Source organism: Paenibacillus allorhizoplanae, assembly GCF_927798215.1.
Lineage (GTDB): Bacteria > Bacillota > Bacilli > Paenibacillales > NBRC-103111 > Paenibacillus_E > Paenibacillus_E allorhizoplanae.
Genome location: NZ_CAKMMW010000004.1, coordinates 215134 through 236600, shown reverse-complemented (window position 1 = coordinate 236600; position 21467 = coordinate 215134). Strand labels below are relative to the sequence as shown.

General features: G+C 44.6%; 12 protein-coding genes. All 12 read left to right on the top strand.

The genetic code is table 11. The features are described 5' to 3' along the window. Window positions 1–10: 10 nt before the first annotated feature. A complete protein-coding gene (locus L6I86_RS09770; RefSeq protein ID WP_236286660.1) occupies window positions 11–1213 on the top strand; it encodes a response regulator transcription factor in 1203 nt (400 codons plus the stop codon). A 4-nt stretch (window positions 1214–1217) separates the two neighbouring features. Next, window positions 1218–3119, top strand: a complete 1902-nt coding sequence (locus tag L6I86_RS09765; RefSeq protein ID WP_236286659.1) for a substrate-binding domain-containing protein — start codon at window positions 1218–1220, stop codon at window positions 3117–3119. 178 nt (window positions 3120–3297) lie between these two features. Continuing rightward, the gene (locus tag L6I86_RS09760) at window positions 3298–3888 is read left to right on the top strand and encodes a TlpA family protein disulfide reductase (protein WP_236286658.1); all 591 of its coding nucleotides are present in this window, start codon (window positions 3298–3300) and stop codon (window positions 3886–3888) included. A gap of 42 nt (window positions 3889–3930) precedes the next feature. After that, window positions 3931–8088 carry a 3-keto-alpha-glucoside-1,2-lyase-like domain-containing protein gene (locus tag L6I86_RS09755; RefSeq protein WP_236286657.1) on the top strand — a complete coding sequence of 1386 codons (4158 nt, stop codon included), beginning with the start codon at window positions 3931–3933 and terminating at the stop codon, window positions 8086–8088. Window positions 8089–8346: 258 nt separating this feature from the next. After that, window positions 8347–12579: a PA14 domain-containing protein gene (locus L6I86_RS09750; RefSeq protein ID WP_236286656.1), complete on the top strand. Its 4233-nt coding sequence runs from the start codon at window positions 8347–8349 to the stop codon at window positions 12577–12579. Between the two features lie 480 nt (window positions 12580–13059). After that, a complete protein-coding gene (locus tag L6I86_RS09745) occupies window positions 13060–14793 on the top strand; it encodes a sensor histidine kinase (protein ID WP_236286655.1) in 1734 nt (577 codons plus the stop codon). Then, window positions 14790–15575 carry a response regulator transcription factor gene (locus L6I86_RS09740; RefSeq protein WP_236286654.1) on the top strand — a complete coding sequence of 262 codons (786 nt, stop codon included), beginning with the start codon at window positions 14790–14792 and terminating at the stop codon, window positions 15573–15575. The genes L6I86_RS09745 and L6I86_RS09740 overlap by 4 nt, the downstream gene beginning before the upstream one ends. Window positions 15576–15746: 171 nt before the next feature. Next, window positions 15747–17408, top strand: coding sequence for a type 2 periplasmic-binding domain-containing protein (locus tag L6I86_RS09735; protein ID WP_236286653.1), 1662 nt, complete (start codon window positions 15747–15749; stop codon window positions 17406–17408). Between the two features lie 81 nt (window positions 17409–17489). Beyond that, window positions 17490–18380 (top strand): ABC transporter permease, encoded by an 891-nt coding sequence (locus L6I86_RS09730; RefSeq protein WP_236286652.1) that lies wholly within the window; start codon window positions 17490–17492, stop codon window positions 18378–18380. Between the two features lie 18 nt (window positions 18381–18398). Further along, window positions 18399–19286, top strand: a complete 888-nt coding sequence (locus tag L6I86_RS09725) for a carbohydrate ABC transporter permease (protein WP_236286651.1) — start codon at window positions 18399–18401, stop codon at window positions 19284–19286. 21 nt (window positions 19287–19307) lie between these two features. Continuing rightward, entirely contained in the window at window positions 19308–20102 is a 795-nt protein-coding gene (locus L6I86_RS09720; protein ID WP_236286650.1) for an endonuclease/exonuclease/phosphatase family protein, read from the top strand. Window positions 20103–20128: 26 nt separating this feature from the next. Beyond that, window positions 20129–21433, top strand: coding sequence for a CehA/McbA family metallohydrolase (locus L6I86_RS09715; protein ID WP_236286649.1), 1305 nt, complete (start codon window positions 20129–20131; stop codon window positions 21431–21433). The last annotated feature ends 34 nt before the right edge of the window (window positions 21434–21467 follow it).

Below are 21467 nucleotides of genomic sequence, written 5' to 3'. Positions count from 1 at the left end.
GTGACAACGGATGTTGAAACTGATGATTGCAGATGATGAGCCTCGCATTCGCAATGGTCTTCGTAAAGCGCTGCCATGGGGAGATATGGGCATACAGGTTGTGGCTGAAGCTGAGAATGGCAGTCAGGCACTTGAAATAGCGGCTACCGTACGCCCTGATCTCATGTTTGTCGATATTAATATGCCCATTCTGGGTGGACTGGAACTTATTGAACTGTTGCAACATGAGGTTCCCGGATGCTTAGTCATTGTGATATCGGGGCATGATGAATTTTCTTATGCCCAACAGGCGGTTAGGCTGAATGTCTTCGATTATTTACTGAAGCCTGTTCAGAAATCAGAACTCCAGGCCGTTGTAAGCAAAGCAGCAGAGGTTTTAAACAAAGATCGGATTCAACAAAGATACACACAGTGGATGAATCATAAATTTGAAGACAAAGCCGTGACTATGCGGGAAGATTTTTTGCGCAGTTGGATTACGGAAAGACTAACCCAGGATCAGTTTGAAGAGGATCATGCGTTCTATCAGCTCCATTTTCAAGGACCTGTCAGTCTCCTTCTTGTGAAGTCGCTGGGTAAAATGACGATCAATGCGCCAGCGAAGACATGGGATCCACAGTTGCTTGAGTTTGCCATCAAAAATATTTTAACCGAAATGCTGCCGGGGGTCCCGATATCTGCAGTTCTCAGCGTTGAACATGGATTTATTGCTGCGATCTCGCAGGTGTCCGACCTGACTGTTCTGCATGGGAAGTATGAAGAGTTTGAACATTCGGTGCAGCAATATTTGGGTGTCAGCATGCTCCTTACACATGTTGTCACCGAACAGCTGGAGGAAGTTCCTTCGCTTTATCATGAGTTGAAGAATAGCCTTAGCAAGGAAAATACATTGACACCGATTGTGATGATGACGAAGAAATATTTGGAAACCTACTATTATAGAGAAGATCTATCTTTGTCTGAGGTTGCCGAGCAGATGAATGTGAATGCGACGTATTTAAGCAAATTGTTAAAAAGGGATCTCGGCAAGTCATTTATTGACTGTCTAACCGATATTCGAATCAAAAAAGCGATTCAGTATTTGAATGACCCCACATCTAAAATGTATGAGATTTCGAGGCGAGTGGGTTATCAATCACAACATTATTTCAGTCATACGTTTAAAAAAGTGATGGGTGTATCGCCATTGGAATATAGAAAACGTGGGGAATAGACATATGATTGGGAACTCACAGAAGCGATTATTTGGATATGCATTTATTGGAGTGATGGCACTTACGGCCATCATTCTAGCCATTTTTGGCGTTGTTAGTTTAAAGTCGGATAAGGCCGACAAGGATTTCCTGATTGGGATCAGCCAGCCGAACTTGAATGAGTCTAGGCAAATTGCCATGTACAATGAAATTCGCAATGAGGCCGAGAAGCATAAGAATGTCAGACTTATCTTTACGGATGCTGCTGAGAATAGTGAAAAGCAAATCAATGATGTGCAAAAACTTTTACATTATGGGATTGATCTTCTCATTATCTCGTTGAATGATTCGGAAAAGCTAACCCCTATCGTAAAAGAAGCCTATAAGGATATGCCAGTTATCGTACTTGGCCGAGGCGTCACAGGGTATGATTATTCCATGTTCATTGGCTCTGATAATTTAGCCATAGGTAAAAAGTCGGGGAGGTTGGCTGCTGATTTATTGGGCAGTAAGTACTCGAAAATTGTTGAGATCAAAGGAGCGATAGGCTCCTCTTCCGTGGAGGAAACAAGTCTCGGCTTTCGTGCCTACCTGGATCGGACCCCAGCGCTACATATTGCCAAGGTCATTGATGGCAATTGGCGGCGTGATCAGGCGGAAGATGAATTGAAACGAACATTAACGGCAGAGCCCGATATCAAGCTCGTATTTGCTCACAGTGATGCTATGGCGCTTGGGGCGTATCGTGCTGTGGATTCGCTAGGCTTGCATGATGTGAAAATCATCGGAATTGATGGACTCGAGACGATGAACGGTGGTTACGATCTGGTCAAGCAAGGCACGCTTAGCGGTACGGTAACAAGTCCAACTGGGGGGAAAGAGTCCATTCAGTATGCGCTTGATATTTTGAATCAAGAAAAGGTTATTCCGAAGAAAATCATTTTACGCAGTCATGTGATTTCAAATGATAACGCTTACCCTGGCAAGGGGGACAGTGACGAAATTGAGTCCTTGCCAAAAGTCCTTACGGGGACTGGAAGCACGAAGAAGATTAAGCTTGGTGTCGCCGTTGTTGGCTCCGAAAGCAGTTGGCGTGCAGCGAATACAGAATCGATTATGACCACGGCCAATAAAGATCCTGCCATTGATTTGCTTATCCAGAATGCAGAAGGAAATCAAGAAAGACAAATAGCCATCATTCGCAACTTTATTAGGTCAAAGGTGGATGTGATCGCATTTACGCCGTTTGTTGAGTCTGGCTGGGATGAGGTTTTGGCTGAGGCCAAAGCTGCGGGCATTCCGATTATATTGACGGATCGCAAGGTGAAAGTCGAGGATGATTCCTTATGGACGACATTTATAGGGTCTGACTTTGTTGAAGAAGGACGCCGCGCTGCGCGTTGGCTTGTCGAGAATAAGAAAAATGTAAGCGGGGTCACGACAATTGCTGAATTGCAAGGGACATCGGGATCTGCCCCAGCGATTGAACGGAGACAAGGCTTTGAAGAAGTGCTTTCGCAGCAAGCTAATTTCAGAATTATCGCCTCCGAAGTAGGCGATTTTACGTATGCAAGCGGCCAACAATTGATGGCGAAAATTATTGCGGAAGGTCATGTGCCTCAGTATGTATTTGCTCACAATGATGATATGGCACTTGGCGCAATCAAGGCCATTGAACAAGCGGGAATGAAGCCTGGCAAAGATATTGGCGTGATTTCCGTGGATGCCACGAAGCAAGCATTTCAAGCAATGATCGCTGGCAAGTTGAACATGTCTGTGGAATGCAATCCGCTCTTGGGACCGCAAATTGTTAAAGCCGCCAAGGAGCTTGCGGCAGGGAAAGAAATACCTGTTAATATTATTACAGCCGAAGGGATCTTCGCGCAAGACACAGCGAAACGGGATGTTACGACAAGGAAATATTAAAGAAATCAGAATGACAAGTCTAGTAGATGGCGCACGATTGTGCCTATTAACTAGACTTGTCTTTCATTCTATCTGTTTATGCAAACATTTATCAGAATCACGTACATTATATCTGTATTGTGTAAAGACGGTTATTTTCGAGATTACTATAATGTTAGTAACGGAAGGGGAGCTGTACATGAAAAAAAACTACATACTGCTTTGCTGCATTATTCTGCTAAGTTGTCTGCCCTTATATTTACTGTTCTCGCATAAGAGCACAGATCTCATCGTGAGTGAGGGAGAGAGGCTGGATGTCCATAAACTAGAAAGCATTGTGAATTTAGCGAGTTCACGTGGAAAAGCTGGATCAGGTGATGTGAAAGCACCAACTTTTACGCTGAAAACGTTAGACGGCTCCTATTCGACAATTGGCGGCAAGAGGGATAAACCGCTTGTTGTTCATTTCTGGGCAAGTTGGTGCGAAGCATGCTCCGTAGAAGTGCCAACGTTAAGAAAACTTAATGAGCAATATAAGAATCAAGTTGATTTTGTGGGGATTAATGTTGCGACAGAAGAGAAATTGGAAAATATTCAAAAGTTTGTGCTGACGAATCATATTTCCTATCCGGTACTCCTAGATGAGCATAAGCATGCAGCAGATCTCTATGAACTCCATGCGCTGCCGACTGTTTTTCTGATAGATACCAATGGATATATTGTGGATACCTTTCATATGGTTGACCCGCTTGAGCTAGAAGAGAAAGTTGGACGTTTAGCCAAGCGTTAAATAATACATACAAATTTATAAAGGAAAAGAGGTGTCACAGAGATGAAAATAAAGACGATAATCGTCCAATTGCTAGTTATTGCTTTGTATATGACCGTTATTTCGCCATACCCGCCTTCCAAAGCAGCGGAGGTAGAACCACTGCCAGGCTACTTTGCTGATCATTTCGATAAGGTGACGATTGATGGTAAATGGCAAGTGATTGAAGGACCTTGGGCGATTGATGCAGGGAAATTGACTGTGGCCAAAGGGCAAGGTTATAAGGCCATAACGAGTGAAGAACAGTCATTTGGTGATGTGACCGTAGAGAGCGATATCAGCTTGGCTGACCAATCTGGTGATGCGGGCGTATTATTCAGAACGATCAGTGCGACACCAGGGGCCGATAATGTAAAGGGGTATTACGCAGGGATTAGTGCAAACGGAACAGGTGTCGTGACGCTTGGTCGCATGAATAATAACTGGACCGAGCTCAAACGAGCATCAGTTACGATTAATCCGAATACAAGTTACCATCTGAAAGTATCTGCTGTAGGCGATCTAATCAACGTCTATGTGAATGATGTCTTGGTGCTTACGCAGTCCGATAGTACGTACACATCGGGTAACATTGGTGTAAGGATGTACAATTCGCTGCCGACTTACGATAATCTCGTCGTTAAATCGACCGAAGGAAGCACGTTATTCGAAGATACCTTCGAGACGCAGGGCGAGCAAAGCCTTGGTCAGTGGGATCAAATAGATGGCAGCTGGAAGCTGCAGGCTGGTACCATTACAGTGAATAGCGGTGATGGCTATAAAGCACTTGTCAAAGATACGGAATTCGAGGATATGACCCTCGAAACCGATATTAAGCAACCTAGCGGTAATGGAACTGGTGATGCAGGCGTGCTGTTTAAAACGCAAAGTGCTACACCTGGCGCAGACAACGTCCGTGGCTATTATGCGGGATTAAGCAATAATGGAACGGTTATTCTCGGCCGAATGAACAACAATTGGCAGGCGCTGAAGACAGTGAAAGCGCTGCCTAGCATTGATGCGAACCGGTCTTACCATTTGAAGGTTGTTACCGATCAGAATCGCATCAAAGTGTATGTCAACGATACGCAAAAGCCGATTATTGACTTTATCGATGACAGCGCGGATAAGTACACCAAGGGTGGTATTGGTTTACGAAGTTATCGTTCTGTACCGCAATTCGATAACTACATTGCGAGTGAATATACTGTGCCTGATCGAGATTTCGTATCACCTGTAGCGAATAAAAGTCCACTTGTGCAGACGCCATTCACTCCGCTTCCATTAGGTTCCATAGAGGCGAAAGGCTGGCTGCTTAAGCAACTTGAGCTGCAACGCGACAATGCTACGGGATACTCAGAGGATTTATATAGTGAGCTTGGCACCAACGCGGCTTGGCTTGGCGGCACAGCGCCAGATTCCGATTGGGAGCGCCCGGTCTATTACTTGAAAGGGCTTGTTCCATTGGCCTACACGTTAAAAGACAAGGATCTCATTGCGAAATCCCAGAAATGGATTGAAGCGATTCTCGCCAGTCAGCATGCGGATGGTTCGTTCGGACCTGCGAGCAGTGATGACTGGTGGCCTCGTATGGTCGCGTTGTATGTCATGAGAGATTATTATGAAGCGACCAATGATGCGCGTGTGCTTCCGTTCATGACGAAATATTTTCATTATCAAGTTGCACAGTTACCTGATCGACCGTTAAGAGATTGGGGCAAAATACGCGTCGGCGACAATATTGACACTGTGCTCTGGCTGTATAACCGGACGGAAGATGCCTTTCTGCTCCAATTAGCAGATACATTAGCTGATCAAGGCTATCCCATTTCAGATATTTATGTCAAAGATGAATTCCAAAATTTCGGTAATGATTTCCAACCGACCCATGCCGTTAATGTGAATGAAGCGATCAAAATGCCCACTATCTACTATCAAAGATCGCATGATGAACAAGATCGTGATGCTTTCCAGAAAGGCATAAGCAATTTAGCTAAGCATGAACAGATTACGGGGATGCAATCCGGTACGGAAATGTTGGCAGGTATTGGAGCGACACAAGGTGTGGAACTGTGTGCCATTACAGAACGGATGCAAAGTAACGAAGAAGCAGCGATGATTCTAGGTGATCCGCATATTGGCGATGCGCTTGAGAAGATTGCCTTTAATTCCTTGCCTGGCGCTATGGATAAAGAGCTGAAGAACCATCAGTACTATTCTTTACCGAATCAGGTTGAGAGCAATATAGCAGATCATGGTTTTAAACAGAATTATGAGAATGGGACGATGCCGTCTCCAACATCGGGTTTTCCTTGCTGCCGATTTAATATGCATATGGGTTGGCCGTATTTTGTGAAAAATATGTGGGGAGCTACACCGGATGGTGGACTCGGTATTATCGCGTATGGACCAAACCGAGTTTCAACCAAAATCAAAAATGCCAACGTAATAATCGATGAGTCGACGAATTATCCATTTGAAGAGCAAATCGGATTTGATGTGACAACATCGGAAGCCGTAAGCTTCCCGCTCAAGTTAAGGATTCCAGCATGGGCGAATCAACCGACTGTAACGGTAAATGGTCAAGCGCAGCAAGGCGTTATTGCTGGTGAGTATATGACGATCGACAGAACTTGGACGACAGGTGACCGTGTTGTGCTGACAGTGCCAATGAAACTGAAAACAACAACTTGGGTAAACAATTCTGTTGGTATTGAACGCGGCCCGCTTGTGTTCTCTCTTCAAATTCAAGAGAATTGGCAGTTTCAATCCAATCCCATCGCAGCGATTCCAGGTTTTGATCCCGGGGCGCTTGGCTACAGCCAGTATCGTGTAGTATCGAGCAGCCCGTGGAACTACGGATTAGTGATTGATCGTGAACATCCAGAGGAGTCCATTGAAGTTGTGAAAGGGGCTATGCCTGAGAATCCTTTCATTCAATCAACAAGTCCGATTAAATTGATTGCGAAAGCGAAGAAAATTCCAACATGGGGGAAATCGGCTAATAACGTCGAAGCAACTGAACCTCCTGTAGGGCCGATCTTATCGACAGAGCCGACTGAGGAAATTACTTTAGTGCCTTATGGCGCTGAGAATTTAAGGGTCACGTATTTTCCAGAGGTGACGGAACAAGCAGAAGAAGCCGTGACCATGAAATATGAAGCTGAGCAAGCTGAAATTGGACATGCGAAAATCAATTCGAATAATAATCGTGCTTCGGGTGGCAGCTATGTCGGAGAGATTGATTATCCAGATAGCTATGTTCTTTTCAAGTCGGTTGAAGTTCCTGCTGCTGGTACATACAACATGGATATATGGTTTGCCAATGGCGGTGACTATACAGCAACTACTGGAAAAGTTCTCGTTAACGGCAAGGAGCAATTAATCAAGCTTCAGGGGACACAAAACTGGGGACGCTTCATGGCAATACCACTAACCGTGGACCTTCAGGAGGGAACGAACACGATCAAGTTTATGAAAAGCGAGGGCTTTTATGAACTGGACTACGTGGTGGTACGACCACTGGATGTGAAAGCGCCTGAACCTACGCTGCCTGCCGTCGCTACCTTGACAGGCCCTGATGTGGTTCAAGTGAATCAAATCTTCGATGTAGAGATGGGAATATCGAAGGTTACACAAAGTGTGTATGCACAGGATGTAACTGTGACTTATGATCCAAGCCAAGTGGAATATGTTGGTTCGGAGGCCTTGAAAGATGGGTTTGCACTAGTTGGTGAATCGGAGTCGACAGGTCAAGTACGTTTCCTAATGGCAAAAGTAGGTAAAGTAGACATGGATGGTTCTTTGCTTAAGCTGAAATGGAAAGCTAAGTCTATTCCCTACACAGCGAACACTGTTATCTCCTTAGCGAACGTTATCATTGCAGATCAACATGGTACAGAAAGATCGATAGATGCTGTCGGACACACGATGCAACTAACAGTTCCAATAGTCCATGTTGACCCAACAGACAACACGGATACAACTGTTCCTACACCTTTACTAGGTGATCTCAACAATGATGGCAAATATTCCACCGATGATTTAGACATTTTAGCTGCGTTCTATGGTGTACTATCGAATAGTGCCTCGTGGGAGCAACTGAAAAATCTAGACTTTAACCATGATGGTCAAATTGATCTTGTTGATCTTGCAGCGATGGCGCAAATGATTTCGCAGTAGAATATAAAGCACTGGAATCCCACATATTTACGATACGAAATGTATCTTTATATGTGGGATTTTTGTATAAAAAAGCCTATTAATGTAAATACAGGACAGTTCTATTTTTCTATAATAAAGAGGCTCTAACATGGATAACCAAAGGAAGGAGGTAGCGCGAGGAGACTGAATATACCAACATGAATCTTTACATAGCTAGGAAAGGCCTCCCCGAATTTGATACGTTATGCATCTAAAATAAGAGAGGTTGGTTCAAGCATGAAGTTCAAAGACGTGCAGAAAATGCTTTTAATGCTTGTCATGGTTGTGAGTTTGTGTCTGCCTTCCCTATCGATTACAGATCAAGTTCAGGCTGCAGAAGCTGAAACACATGGCTTGAAAGGTGACTACTATACGAGTTCAGGCGCTCCAAGCTTTAATTTTGGAACTTTAAAAGCAACAACGGTTGACGCAAATCTGGATTTTAGCTCCTTGGAAACCGCGTTGAAGCTGATGACAGGGCAAAGTGATAATGTGAATGTGAGATGGACGGGATCGATCGTTCCTGCCTATTCTGAGAACTATACATTCTCCATCATTGGTGACAATGGATTCCGCCTGTGGGTGAATAACCAGCTGGTGCTTGATCATTGGGTCAATGATTGGGATAAAGAGCAGACGGGCACGCCGATCGCTTTGGTCGCAGGCCAGAAAGTTGATTTCAAGCTCGAATACTTCGAGGCAACAGGCGGATCTAATCTGCATGTGAGATGGTCGAGTCCTTCACTTGCCAAGCAAGCGATTCCTACAGAAGCTTTGTTCACACCTGCTGGTTATAAATCCGCAGGCCGCATCTCTGAGGATGGAACGAAGGCAGAGATCAACTTTGATAACGCGTTATCCGCTCCGTCTCCAGGTGGTTTCGGGACGCATCTAAAGGTGGATGTTGCCGGAACGAATTGGCCTATTGCATCGGCGGCTCTTCAGGATGGGAATAACAGCATTCTCGTACTCACATTTGAGAATCCGATTTACTCCAAGGATGTTTCACAGGTGGGGATTAGTTATGACGGGAATGGCGGTCTGCTCAATGGTGATGGAAGTTCCGTTGGCACTTTCTCCAAATTTTTGAAAAATGACTCGACGTATCAAATTATGACGCCATGGGCTGAACAACTGGATCCAGCTAACGTGTTATCAGAATATCCTCGTCCACAGCTGGCCCGTGAGCAATGGATGAATCTCAATGGTGAATGGGAGTTCCAGGCTGCTAAAGCTAACGATGCACTTCCGACGGGTCAAACCTTGAAGGAGAAGATTCTCGTCCCGTTTGCGGCAGAGTCAATTCTTTCCGGCATTCACCGTACTGAAAGCTTAATGTGGTATAAGCGCTTCTTTACAATTCCCGACAGCTGGAGCGGCCAACGGGTGAAGTTGAACTTCGGGGCTGTTGATTATTTGGCTACTGTCTATGTCAATGGACAGCTTGTAGGCAGTCACAAGGGTGGATTTACAGCATTTAGCTTGGATATCACTGATCAACTGAAGACGGGACAAAATGAATTGATCGTGAACGTGCTCGACAACACGGATACAGGGGAAGATCAAGCGGTAGGGAAGCAAACCGTGAAGAAGCTTGGTGGCATTTGGTATACGTCAAGCTCTGGCATCTGGCAAACGGTTTGGATGGAGCCTGTCGCCCCAGTTCATATTGACAAGCTAGACATGGTACCGGATATCACCAATCAAGTACTGAAATTGAAAGTAGCTGCTTCAGGTGTCCAAGATGAAACCGTAGAAGCGAAAGCTAGCGTCAATGGGCAAGTTGTGGGCACAGCGACAGGAGCTCCAGGAACGGACATTGCCATTCCGGTTCCGAATGCAAGACTTTGGTCACCGGACGATCCATTCCTCTATGATCTAAAGGTGACATTGAAGAACGGAACGCAATCCGTTGACCAAGTAGATAGTTATTTTGGGATGAGAGAAATCAAGACAGGTCTGGTTGATGGTGTCATGCGTACACTGTTGAACGGTAAATCCGTCTTTATGATGGGTCCCTTAGATCAAGGGTACTACCCAGATGGGATTTACACCGCCCCTACCGAAGAAGCACTGCAATTTGACTTGGCAACGATTAAACGTATCGGTATGAACACTGTGCGCAAACATATCAAAATAGAGCCGGCACGTTGGTATTACTGGGCAGATAAAATGGGCTTGCTGGTCTGGCAGGATATGCCTAGTTTGGAGGATCGACAGGGGAATAAAGGTAGTGATATTTCCCAAACGGCCAAAACACAATGGTTGAAAGAATATAAGGAAATGATCGATCAACTTCAAAGCACGCCTTCAATCGTGACATGGACGGTGTTTAACGAGGGCTGGGGAGAATTCGATCAAGGCGGCCAATTGTCCAAAGATGCTGTGAATCTAGTGAAAGGCTGGGATTCCACACGCCTCATTAACGGCAGCAGCGGCTGGTGGGATACAGGTGTAGGTGACCTGAACGATGCGCACAGTTATCCAGCACCTGCTTCACCTGCTCCATCAGCGAACAGAGCATCAGTCATTGGTGAGTATGGCGGACTTGGTTTGCATGTGACAGGACATGAATGGACACCGCTGACCTTCTCCTATCAATTAATGAGCAGTAAACAGGAAATTACGGATAAATATATTGGTTTTATCGATTCTCTTAAGCAGCAGAAGGCAAATGGTCTGAACGCAGCGATCTATACGCAAATTACAGACGTGGAGTATGAAATTAACGGACTGCTTACGTATGATCGTAAAGTGGAAAAGCTTGATTTTGCCCGGATCGCCAAAGCGCACCGAGAGCTGATCGGCACAGCGAATAAAGCTGATTTGAATGCGCAACTTATCGTTGAAGAAAATTTCCTTGGTGCCATTCACATCGGATCGCAACCTGGTGCGTATCCGCAAGCTGCCGTTGATCAATTTACGACAACACTGTATGCTTCTAAGGCGGTTAATCAAGATGCGAACGCAACGGTAAGTCAAATTCAAGAGGCACTGGATAGCTTGGTTGCTGCACATAAGCAAATCTTATCTACCGTGCATGCTCCCATTCCGAATGGAGCGACGACAGATACGTTTGATGGCTCAACGCTGTCGCCTGGTTGGACGATTTTCCGTCCAGATAACACCAAATGGAGTCTGACAGCGAATCCGGGAAGTATCCGTTTGCAATCTTTGGCTGGCGATATGTTCGGAAACTCCAATGCAAGTAAAAACGTATTTCTGCAAAACGCACCTGCTGGAGATTTTGTGGTTACCACCAAAATCACAGGTTCCGTGAATAAAAATTATGAGCAAGGCGGTTTGCTCGTTTGGCAAGACGAAGATAACTATGTGCGAATTGGGCATGTGTGGGATACGACGGGTGCTACTGGGAAAAATCTGGAGAGCGCATATGAGAAAAATGCCGTATACACCAAAGCAACCAACGTTGCGAAGCATCCTGGGACAGATTCGGTGTACTTGATGATAGCGAAGGTAGGCAATGTCTATACGACATCCTTCTGGAATGGTACCGCTTGGCAGCAGGCGGCTGATCCGATGACAGTCAATTTATCGAATGTCAAAGTAGGCTTCTATGCGATGTCAGCAACAGATGGTACGTCTATCCCTGTAGATGTTGATTACTTCTCGGTGGGTGGGCCAGTGCTGAATGAGCCTTCTTTCACATTTGCAGGTCCAGCTGTCGTTTCCAGTGGGCAGCCATTTAACGTCACATTAAGTCTTGGCTCGGTTACGGAAGCAGTGTACGCGGAAGATCTGACCGTCATGTATGATCCAACACAACTCGAATTTGTCTCTGTAGAAGAACTGCACGCAGGTGTTAACGTGGTGGATAAAGCCGTGACACCAGGGAAAGTACGGTTAATTATGGCGAATATCGGCGTAGCCGATGTGAACGGAAGTATGCTTAAGCTGAACTGGAAGGCAAAATCTTTGACGAGTACTGCAAATGCGACAGTTCTGCTTTCTAATGCCGTGCTTGCGAACGGGGCTGGTCAAGAAAAGACACTTGATCAAGTCAGCTTCCCTGTTCAAATCACTGGACTTGTTAATAAAGAAGCTTTGAATGATCTCATTACTCGGGTACAAAGCAAACATGATGTAGCCGTTGAAGGAGGCTTTGCGGGCCAATATCCGAATGGCTCCAAAGCAGCGCTTCAAGCAGCGATTAATAGAGCTAAGGCTGTTGCTGAAAATAACGGTGCAACGGCGGAGCAAGTTGCTCAAGCTGTGAATGAGCTGCAGTCCGCGTTGAATGAATTCTTAGCTAGTGTGCATAAAGCAACACCTGGTGACATTAATACCGATGGCAGATTCACAGTCGGTGATTTGGCCCAAGTCGCTGCGGCTTACGGCAAAACATCGGCGGATTCCGATTGGGAGCACTACAAGCAAATGGATGTCAATGGCGATCATATCGTCGATATTGAGGATTTGGCGGCGGTAGCGCAGTTGATATTGCAGTGAAGTGACATAGAAGGAGCTAAGCGGGGGGGTGGCGCTTAGCTCCTTTTTTGTGAGGAGGCCGAATCGCCTCTCCGAATGAGTGGCAGTGGTCAAAGATGCGATATTACAACCTTTTGAGGAGCAAAAGGCTATATGTATAAAAATTAGTGCGAAAATACAACCTTTTGCACCGAAATGGCACCTAGAGGAGGCGTTTGGGTAGAAATAGTTACCTTTTCGCACGCATTTTAGATGGGGAGGTTAATTTGTCAGAAAAGGATGCTTTTTTGCATCTTTCACAGTTGAATTCATAATAAAAAGAGGTTCTCTCCACATAAGGGGCTTTCGGGACACCTCTTTTTGATGTGGCCTACAGCTAATTGACCAACGGTTCCGTTAGCATAGCCCTTCTCAGCTTCTCACGACAACGGTTGTTAGCGCTTTATTTGTTTTGTATACTAGGCAAGACAAGAATAAATAACAACAAAGCGAGGCTGAATCATGACTAGATGGAAGAAATTGGGGTTACCGCCAAAGCCGCATTCGTTAAAATCTCGGCTCATCATCATTCTGTTTATTAGCTCGCTTGCACCTTTAATTTTGATTGGAAGCATTTCCTATTTCTCTATGTATGCCATTTTGCAAAATAAGGCGGAGGGCGGTGCCCTTAGTAATTTGCATCAAGTCAGGATCATGTTGGAGGATACCATAGGCCAGTTGAACCACACTTCGCAGCAGCTTGCCTTTGACGGTAGAGTGGGCAAAAGTCTTGAAACGTATTTATCGGCTGATATCTATGAGAAAAAAAGATTGAACGACGAGATCAGAAGTGAATTAGGATTGATTCACTTTACGAACCCTACGCTGGGATTGATGTTTTACTATTTTGAGAATGACAATCAGGTGCTATTTGAGAATTTTAGTGTGAATGATAAGCATGATCTTAAAAATCTTCCAGTCCTCATCAAATTCGATAAACTTACGTATATGGGACCGCATCTGTCTCTAAATCCAATTGATGGCAATCAAGTGCTTTCGATTTTGCGTAAAGTAGAGCTGCCAGATCGTGATGATGTGTATGTCTATATTGAAACGAATTTTAAATTAGCCGAAAGTATTCTCAAAGACAACGATCAATTCGGCGGTAACTTGGTGCATCTAATCCTGGATAATTACGGAAAAATTGTATATAGCGAGAATTCTGAGGACTTCCCAGTGGGGATGGTGTATGCCGCTGACGATTCGAATAAGGATATCACAGGTAAATATCGGATGTTCGAGGAAGCGAGTAACCAAACTTGGAAAGTGATGTCTGCGGTTCCCAATTCGGTCTATAACCTCGAAGTATATAGATGGATGAAACAGTTTGTGTTTTTTGCCATTTTAACGTTAATCGCAAGTTTCTTTATTGCTTGGCTGATTTGGCGAACGGTGTATCGTCCGCTGAACTTGCTCAGTACGGATATTCGCAATGTCAAAAGCAATAATGAGGTATTTCCTAGAAGACAATCGCAAATCTCAGAGTTTTCTATGATCTACAGAGAGTTTGCAGAAATGAGAAGTCGCATTTTCGAACTCATTAGCGAGGTTGAGCAGAAAGAACAGAGTAAAGCCTTTCTTGAGGTTGAGAAATTAATGACGCAAATCAATCCTCATTTTATTCATAATACATTGGATACGATTCGATGGCTCGCACGTGCCAATGGACAGAAGGATATTGACAGGTTGGTATCTACGTTGAATAAAGTGCTCTATTATAACCTGGGTAAAGGCGGACCTGCACGAATTAAAGATGAGATTGAGGCTCTGAAAAATTATGTCGAGCTGCAAGGGATCCGCTATAATTTTCATTTTGATGTGAAGATTCATGCAGATTCTGAAGCTCTTGAATTGGCAGTTCCCCGATTTATTCTTCAGCCGCTAGTCGAGAATGCGTTATATCATGGCTTGGGTGACAATGGTGTGATTGAAGTAAGTGTAATTGAAGATGGCTTCTCGCATGTCATTATAGAAGTGAAAGACAATGGAGATGGCATGACAGAGGAAGATATCACGAAATTAATGAGTGAAAACACGATAGAGAAAAAGAAGGTAGGCATGGGCATTGGACTTCAATATGTGTATCGTATGGTTAAGTTCCAATTTGGACCAGCTGCCAGTTTTCATATAGAAAGTACAATCGGTGCAGGGACGACGATCGTTCTTCGTCTTCCAATAGGAGGAGTTGGGTTATGATAAAAGTTATGGTTGTAGACGATGATCACTTGGTACGTAAAGGTTTTATTACTATGATGCCATGGCGGGAGCACCAGTTAGAAGTCGTAGGCGAAGCAGGGAATGGTAAGAAAGCCTTGGAGTTTCTTGCTGACAATCAAGTTGACTTACTCATCACAGATTTGGCGATGCCTGTCATGTCAGGTATTGATCTAATGAGGGCTGTGAAAGAGAAGTACAAGGACATCAGCATGGTCGTTTTGACGTTTCATCAGGATTTCGAACTTATCCAGGAAGCACTCCGTTTGGGGGCGCTGGATTACATAACGAAGGTTGAGCTTGAACATGAGCACATGGATGAGGTTCTAAGGCGAATTGTGAACAAAATGGAAGAGCAGCATATGCGAACTAGAGATAAACAAGTTCAACCTCTTCCTGTAACCGCGCTTGCGCATGAAGACGAGGGACCTTACTCACCAGAAGTAAATGCAAGTGTATGGAAAGCCGTCGATATTATTCATTCGGAGTTTCAACACGACCTTTTATTACCCGATATTGCGAAAAGGGTGAATATGAGCCGCAGCTATTTCAGCCGTTGCTTTCGGGATATTGCGGGTAAAACGTGCAATGATTTTATTAGAGAAGTGAGGGTGAATCACGCGAAAGCCCTGCTTACACAGACGAACAAATCCATTGGATGGATCGCCACACAGGCTGGGTATCCGAATGAAAAATATTTCAGCAAGGTATTCCGGGAGTTAACGGGCATGCTGCCTGGTGAGTTTCGCAAGAGCCATTCATAACTAGAGGAGGAGGTCGCAAATCGTCTCCTAAAAAGTGCACTTTCATCTACTGGAAGTTCCAAGTAGCCAATTACGAGACGATTTGCTCCTAAACACAAGACGGAATTGAACCCAAATGCCTTTCATTTTCTCTAAGATGTAAGTGTAGGGTAATTAAAGAGGAGGGGCATTATGAAGAATAAAAAAGCTCTAATTTCCATGATGGCAATCGCTGTTCTGATGACAGCATGTTCAAACAACACAGGGACTAAGGATGGTGGACAATCGTCGGCGGATTCCAATGTGAAAGTGGATCCTTTCAAGATGCCAAATCCGATTGAAGTTACCACGTTCAAAAGTTTAAGTCCTGGAGCTAAGCTGCCAGCTGGTGACACAGTGGAAAGCAACCAGTACATGAAATACATTTCAGAAAAAACGAATATTAACTTTAAAATTCTTTGGTATGCTGCTCCTCAGGATCACGAACAGAAGATGAAATTGGCTATCGCAAGCAATGACTTACCAGACGTTATGCTTGTGAATGAGCAAATCTTTCTAGCTTTAGCAGAAGCAGGCCAAATTGAGGATTTGAGCAAAGTATACGAGAGATATGCCTCTCCATTGGCCAAAGAATTGTATGGTTCAACGAATAATAAAGCGCTTGAGAAAGCGACCTATAAGGGTAAATTAATGGGAATTCCGAACATCAGCGTGCAAGCCGATGCCGCAAGTATGGTGTGGGTGCGTAAGGATTGGATGGATAAATTGGGGCTTCAACCTCCGAAGTCGATTGACGATGTAACCGCAATTGCCAAAGCTTTCGTCGAGAAAGATCCAGATGGTAATGGCAAAGCGGATACGATGGGTATTGCTGGGTATGAGAAGTCGCTCGCAGTTAACGGGAAAGCACAACGTGGGGATTTCAAAGGTATTTTCCAAGCGTTCGGTGCGTATCCATCCGGTGGTGTTGAAGGCGTTTCCAATTGGATTAAAGATAGCTCAGGCAAGGTTGTCTATGCTTCGATCACACCAGAAACGAAACAAGCACTCAGTAAGCTGCGTGATATGTATGCCGCTGGCGCGATTGATAAAGAATTCGCACTGCGTAAAGAGCCGAACGAGAATATCGTTTCTGGCAAATCGGGGATTTTCTTCGGACCATGGTGGTCCGGCGGTTTGGCAGCTGACACGATGAAGCTCAATCCAAAGGCTGACTTCGTACCCTATCTGATCCCTGATGCGAAAGGCACAGTAAATACAATGATGGTGCCAGTGAGTACACAGTTTATCGTTGTGAAGAAGGGCATGAAAAACCCTGAAGCCGCAATGGTCTACGCAAACACCTTTATTAATGCGCAACGTAAAGTAGACCCGGATGCATTGAAGCTTGATTTCTCAGTAAGTGCAGAACACTGGCCAATTGGGAACGCGACCTTCGATTTTGCCGATGCCGTAGAAAGAAAGTCAGATATGTTGAAAAAGGCAATGGGTGGTCAAACCAAGCCTGAAGAGCTGAGTCCAGAAATGAAAGAAATGTTCGATAAAGCTACGCGCGATAAAGCGAAACCGAAAGCGGATTTGAAAGATTGGTCTGGCTATTATGGCTACACAGCACCTGCCGATTTGTTGAAACAAAACATGAATAAAGTGTATAGCGAATTTACAGCAAACACGAAAACGATGGAAAGAAAATGGGCTAATCTGCAAAAGCTGGAGAAAGAAACGTTCTTCGGTATTGTAATGGGCGAGAAGCCGCTAGAAGCCTTTGATAAGTTCGTAACCGATTGGAAAGCGCAAGGCGGCGACGAAATTACGAAAGAAGTTACGGAAGAACTGACTAAATCCAAAAAGTGAACATTAGCCAAGAGCGCACCGCCTAACCGATTGGTGGTGCGCTTTTTGTACAATCATGAGGGGAACAGAGGTGTATAGCTGATGAATATTAGATCATTTTATAAGCACTATCATTTGATGCTCATACCGGGAATTGTGCTTCTTATTATTTTTCACCTCATTCCGATGTTCGGAATCGCCATTGCGTTCCAAAACTTTAAGATTGGTTTGGGGATCTGGGATTCGCCCTGGATAGGGATTGAAAATTTCACATATATGTTTGAGCTGGAAGACAGCAAAACAATTTTCTTTAATACCGTATTTATCGCCGTATGTAAAATTATTGCGCATCTTATTGTTCCACTTACATTTGCCATATTGCTGAATGAAATTCGCTTTCATATTTTCAAAAGATGGGTGCAAACGGTGGTCTATCTCCCTCACTTTATTTCTTGGGTTATCTTAGCTGGAGTCGTAATGGATATGTTGTCATTGGATGGGATCATCAACAGTGCGTTGAAAATGTTTGGATTCGAGCCGATCATGTTTTTGGCAAAAAACAGTTGGTTCCCTTCCATTGTGGTTAGCTCCGATATTTGGAAGGAATTTGGATTTGCTGCCATCATTTATTTAGCTGCCTTAGCTGGTATTAATCCGTCGCTCTATGAAGCGGCTGAAATGGATGGCGCTAATCGCTTGAAGCAGTTATGGTATGTGACCTTGCCAAGCTTGGTTCCTACCGTCGTATTGTTGGCAACCTTAAGCATTGGTAACATTCTGAATGCAGGTTTTGATCAAATTTTCAATTTATATAATCCGCTTGTTTACCAATCAGGCGATATTATTGATACGTATGTTTACCGGGTTGGGCTCGTACAGGCACAATATGGCTTAGCAACGGCCGTCGGACTTTTGAAATCGATGATTGGATTCATACTCATTATCCTCTCTTACAAAATAGCGTATAAATACGCAAACTACAGAATTTTCTAATGAAGCAGGTGAATACTTATGGTACGAAATAAAACAATATCCGCTCAGGCAGCTGAAGCCATTCTCATCTTCATCATGCTGCTCATCTCGTTCATGTCGCTTGCGCCTGTTGTACACGTGTTCTCTGTCTCATTTAGTGATAACGCTGCAGCGGCAGGCGGGCTTGTCAAGTTTTGGCCCGTTGGGTTTACTTTGGAATCGTATCGTAAAATTTTGGAAGAGCCGCACTTTTTTAATGCTTTTCTAGTCTCTGTCAAACGGGTATTACTCGGCGGTGGCATTAACTTCGTCTTAACGGTCATGATGGCTTACCCATTGTCTCGAAGTAACAAAGAATTCCCGCATCGGACCATCTATATGTGGTTTATGCTATTCACGATGCTCTTTAGCGGTGGCATTATTCCTTTATATTTAACGATTAAGTCGTTAGGGATGTTTAATACGATCTGGGCACTTGTATTGCCTGGGGCTGTACCGGTGTTTAACGTTATCTTGCTAATGAACTTCTTCCGTAATTTGCCGAAGGAACTTAGCGAAGCGGGTTACATGGATGGAGCTGGACCATGGTACATGATGATTCGTGTCTATCTGCCGCTTTCATTGCCCGCCATGGCAACCGTTACGCTATTCAGTATTGTTGGTCATTGGAATGCTTTCTTTGACGGGATGATTTTTATGCGCAGCGCGGAGTTCTATCCGTTGCAAACGTATATTCAGCAGCTCGTTGTGAGTCAGAATGCGATGCTGGAGCTGGATTCCTCCAAATTGGAATTATTAATGAAGGTTTCGGACAAAACACTCAATGCGGCCAAGATCGTCGTATCTATGGTGCCGATTCTAATTATTTATCCATTTCTGCAAAAGTACTTTATTCACGGTATTATGCTAGGCTCTGTAAAAGAATAGATACAAAAGAGGTGCAATGAGATGATAGGGAAGGTCATAACTTTCAATTTACGCTACAACGAGCCGAAAGATGGGGAGAATGCATGGCCTTATCGCGTTAAGCGCGTTTCTCAAACGATCCAAGAACACGACCCTATACTTTTCGGTACACAAGAAGGGTATCATGACATGCTGAAGGAGCTTCATGAAGAGCTGCCGGCCTACAATTGGATCGGTACTGGTCGGTTTGGCGAACACGAGGATGAGCATAATGCTATTTTCTTTAAAAAAGATCAACTTGAAGTTCTCGAAGAAGGGCACTTCTGGTTATCCGATACACCAGAAGTTGTCGCCACGAAAAGCTGGGACAGCATGTTTCCAAGAATGTGCACGTGGATTCGATTCAAAGACAAGAACAGCCATAAAGTATTTGTTGTCTACAATACGCACCTGGATCATCGCAGTCAGGAAGCTAGAGAAAATGGCGTGAAGGTAATTTGGGATTACATAGCCACGCATCAGATTAACCAACCACTACCGGTTATTCTGATGGGAGACATGAATAGTCATCCGAGTAATGCTACTATCCGTTATTTAAACGGGGAGTCGAAGGAAGAAGGACCCAAAGGTTGGTTGAGGGACGCGTATTCGCTTCTGGAAGGAGAGATAGGTCGAACTGCGCACGATTTTAAAGGTGGAGCAGATGAAGCGCCTATTGATTATATCTTCGTATCACCTGAGGTAGAACTCATAGAAACGATCGTCGATAGAAGGCAAATTGGAGGGGGCTACCCTTCCGATCATTACCCCATTATTGCAGCTGTGCGCCTATCCTAGAACGGCGCCAATCAAGGAGATAAGCGATGAAACCTGAAGAAAGAAACCGTTCAGTTATGACAATTACGCGCGAAATAGCTCATTCCGAGCAAAGCGCTTATATCGAAGTACCTTTTGAAATGCCTGAGCACGTTGAGGAACTAGTGGTATCGTATTCGATTGAATCGCATGGTAAACAAAAGGCAATCATTGACCTGGGTCTGAGGGACACGATGAGAGTAAGAGGTTGGAGTGGGGGCGCGCGCAAACAGTTTCAAGTTGGACTGGAAAAAGCTACGCCTGGTTACATGTCTGGCGAATTAACGTCGGGTAACTGGGCGGTACTGCATAACGCCTACAAGGTGCCGAAGGAAGGTTGTTCAGTTCATGTTACCATCCAATTTCTGTTTAAAACGCCTCGTTGGCTAAAGGGAGATCTGCACACACACAGCGTGAATAGTGACGGAACGTTTACGCTCGAAGAAAATGCAGCCATTATGGAAGAGCTCGGTTGCGATTTTATTGCTATGACAGATCACAATACCGTCAGTCAAAACCTGACGTATCCGCGAAATACGAATGTTCTCATGATACCTGGAATGGAGTTTACAACGAATTTCGGCCATAGTAATTTTCTTGGCGTCAGTGATCCCATCCTTGATTTTCGAGTGAAAGGGCAGGAAGATGTCGAGGCTAAGATAGCCGAAGCACGTGCAAATGGCGCGAAAGTCGTTATCAATCACCCACATTGCGAGTTTTGCCCATGGGAATGGGATTTCAATGTGGATCATGATTGGGTAGAAGTGTGGAATGGGCCGTTTGCAGATCGGAATGCGAGAGCCATGCAATGGTGGCATGATCAACTGGTCTCAGGCAGAAGGCTTGTTGCTGTTGGCGGCAGTGATACACATCGCCCGGATCCGTATGTGAAGCATGCCATGCCTTGTACATGGGTATATGCTTCTGAGAAAACCGTGGATGGTATTTTAAGTGCAATCGACTTGGGGCATGTATGCATGACATATGCACCGGAAGGACCTTTTGTCCAGCTAAAATGCGGTGCGTATATGGTTGGAGACGTGGTCCCTGTTGGGGAGACTAGCCATATGGTTTCTTTCCAAGCCGAGGATCTGAAAATCGGGGATACGGTGAAATTAATTAGCAATCGCGGCTTGGAAAAGGAAATTGACGTATCGGCAGATGGCGTTCTTGCGATCCAAATCGACGCACAGGGCACGACATTTGTACGTGCTGAAGTTTGGCGGTTGTTCCAAGAGGTCGATATGACGTTGATGGCTGCGCTAACGAATCCTATTTATTTTGGCAACACCTGGATTGTGCCAAACAATTAGCAGAATACAAAGGGGCAACGTTAGCTCAAATCTC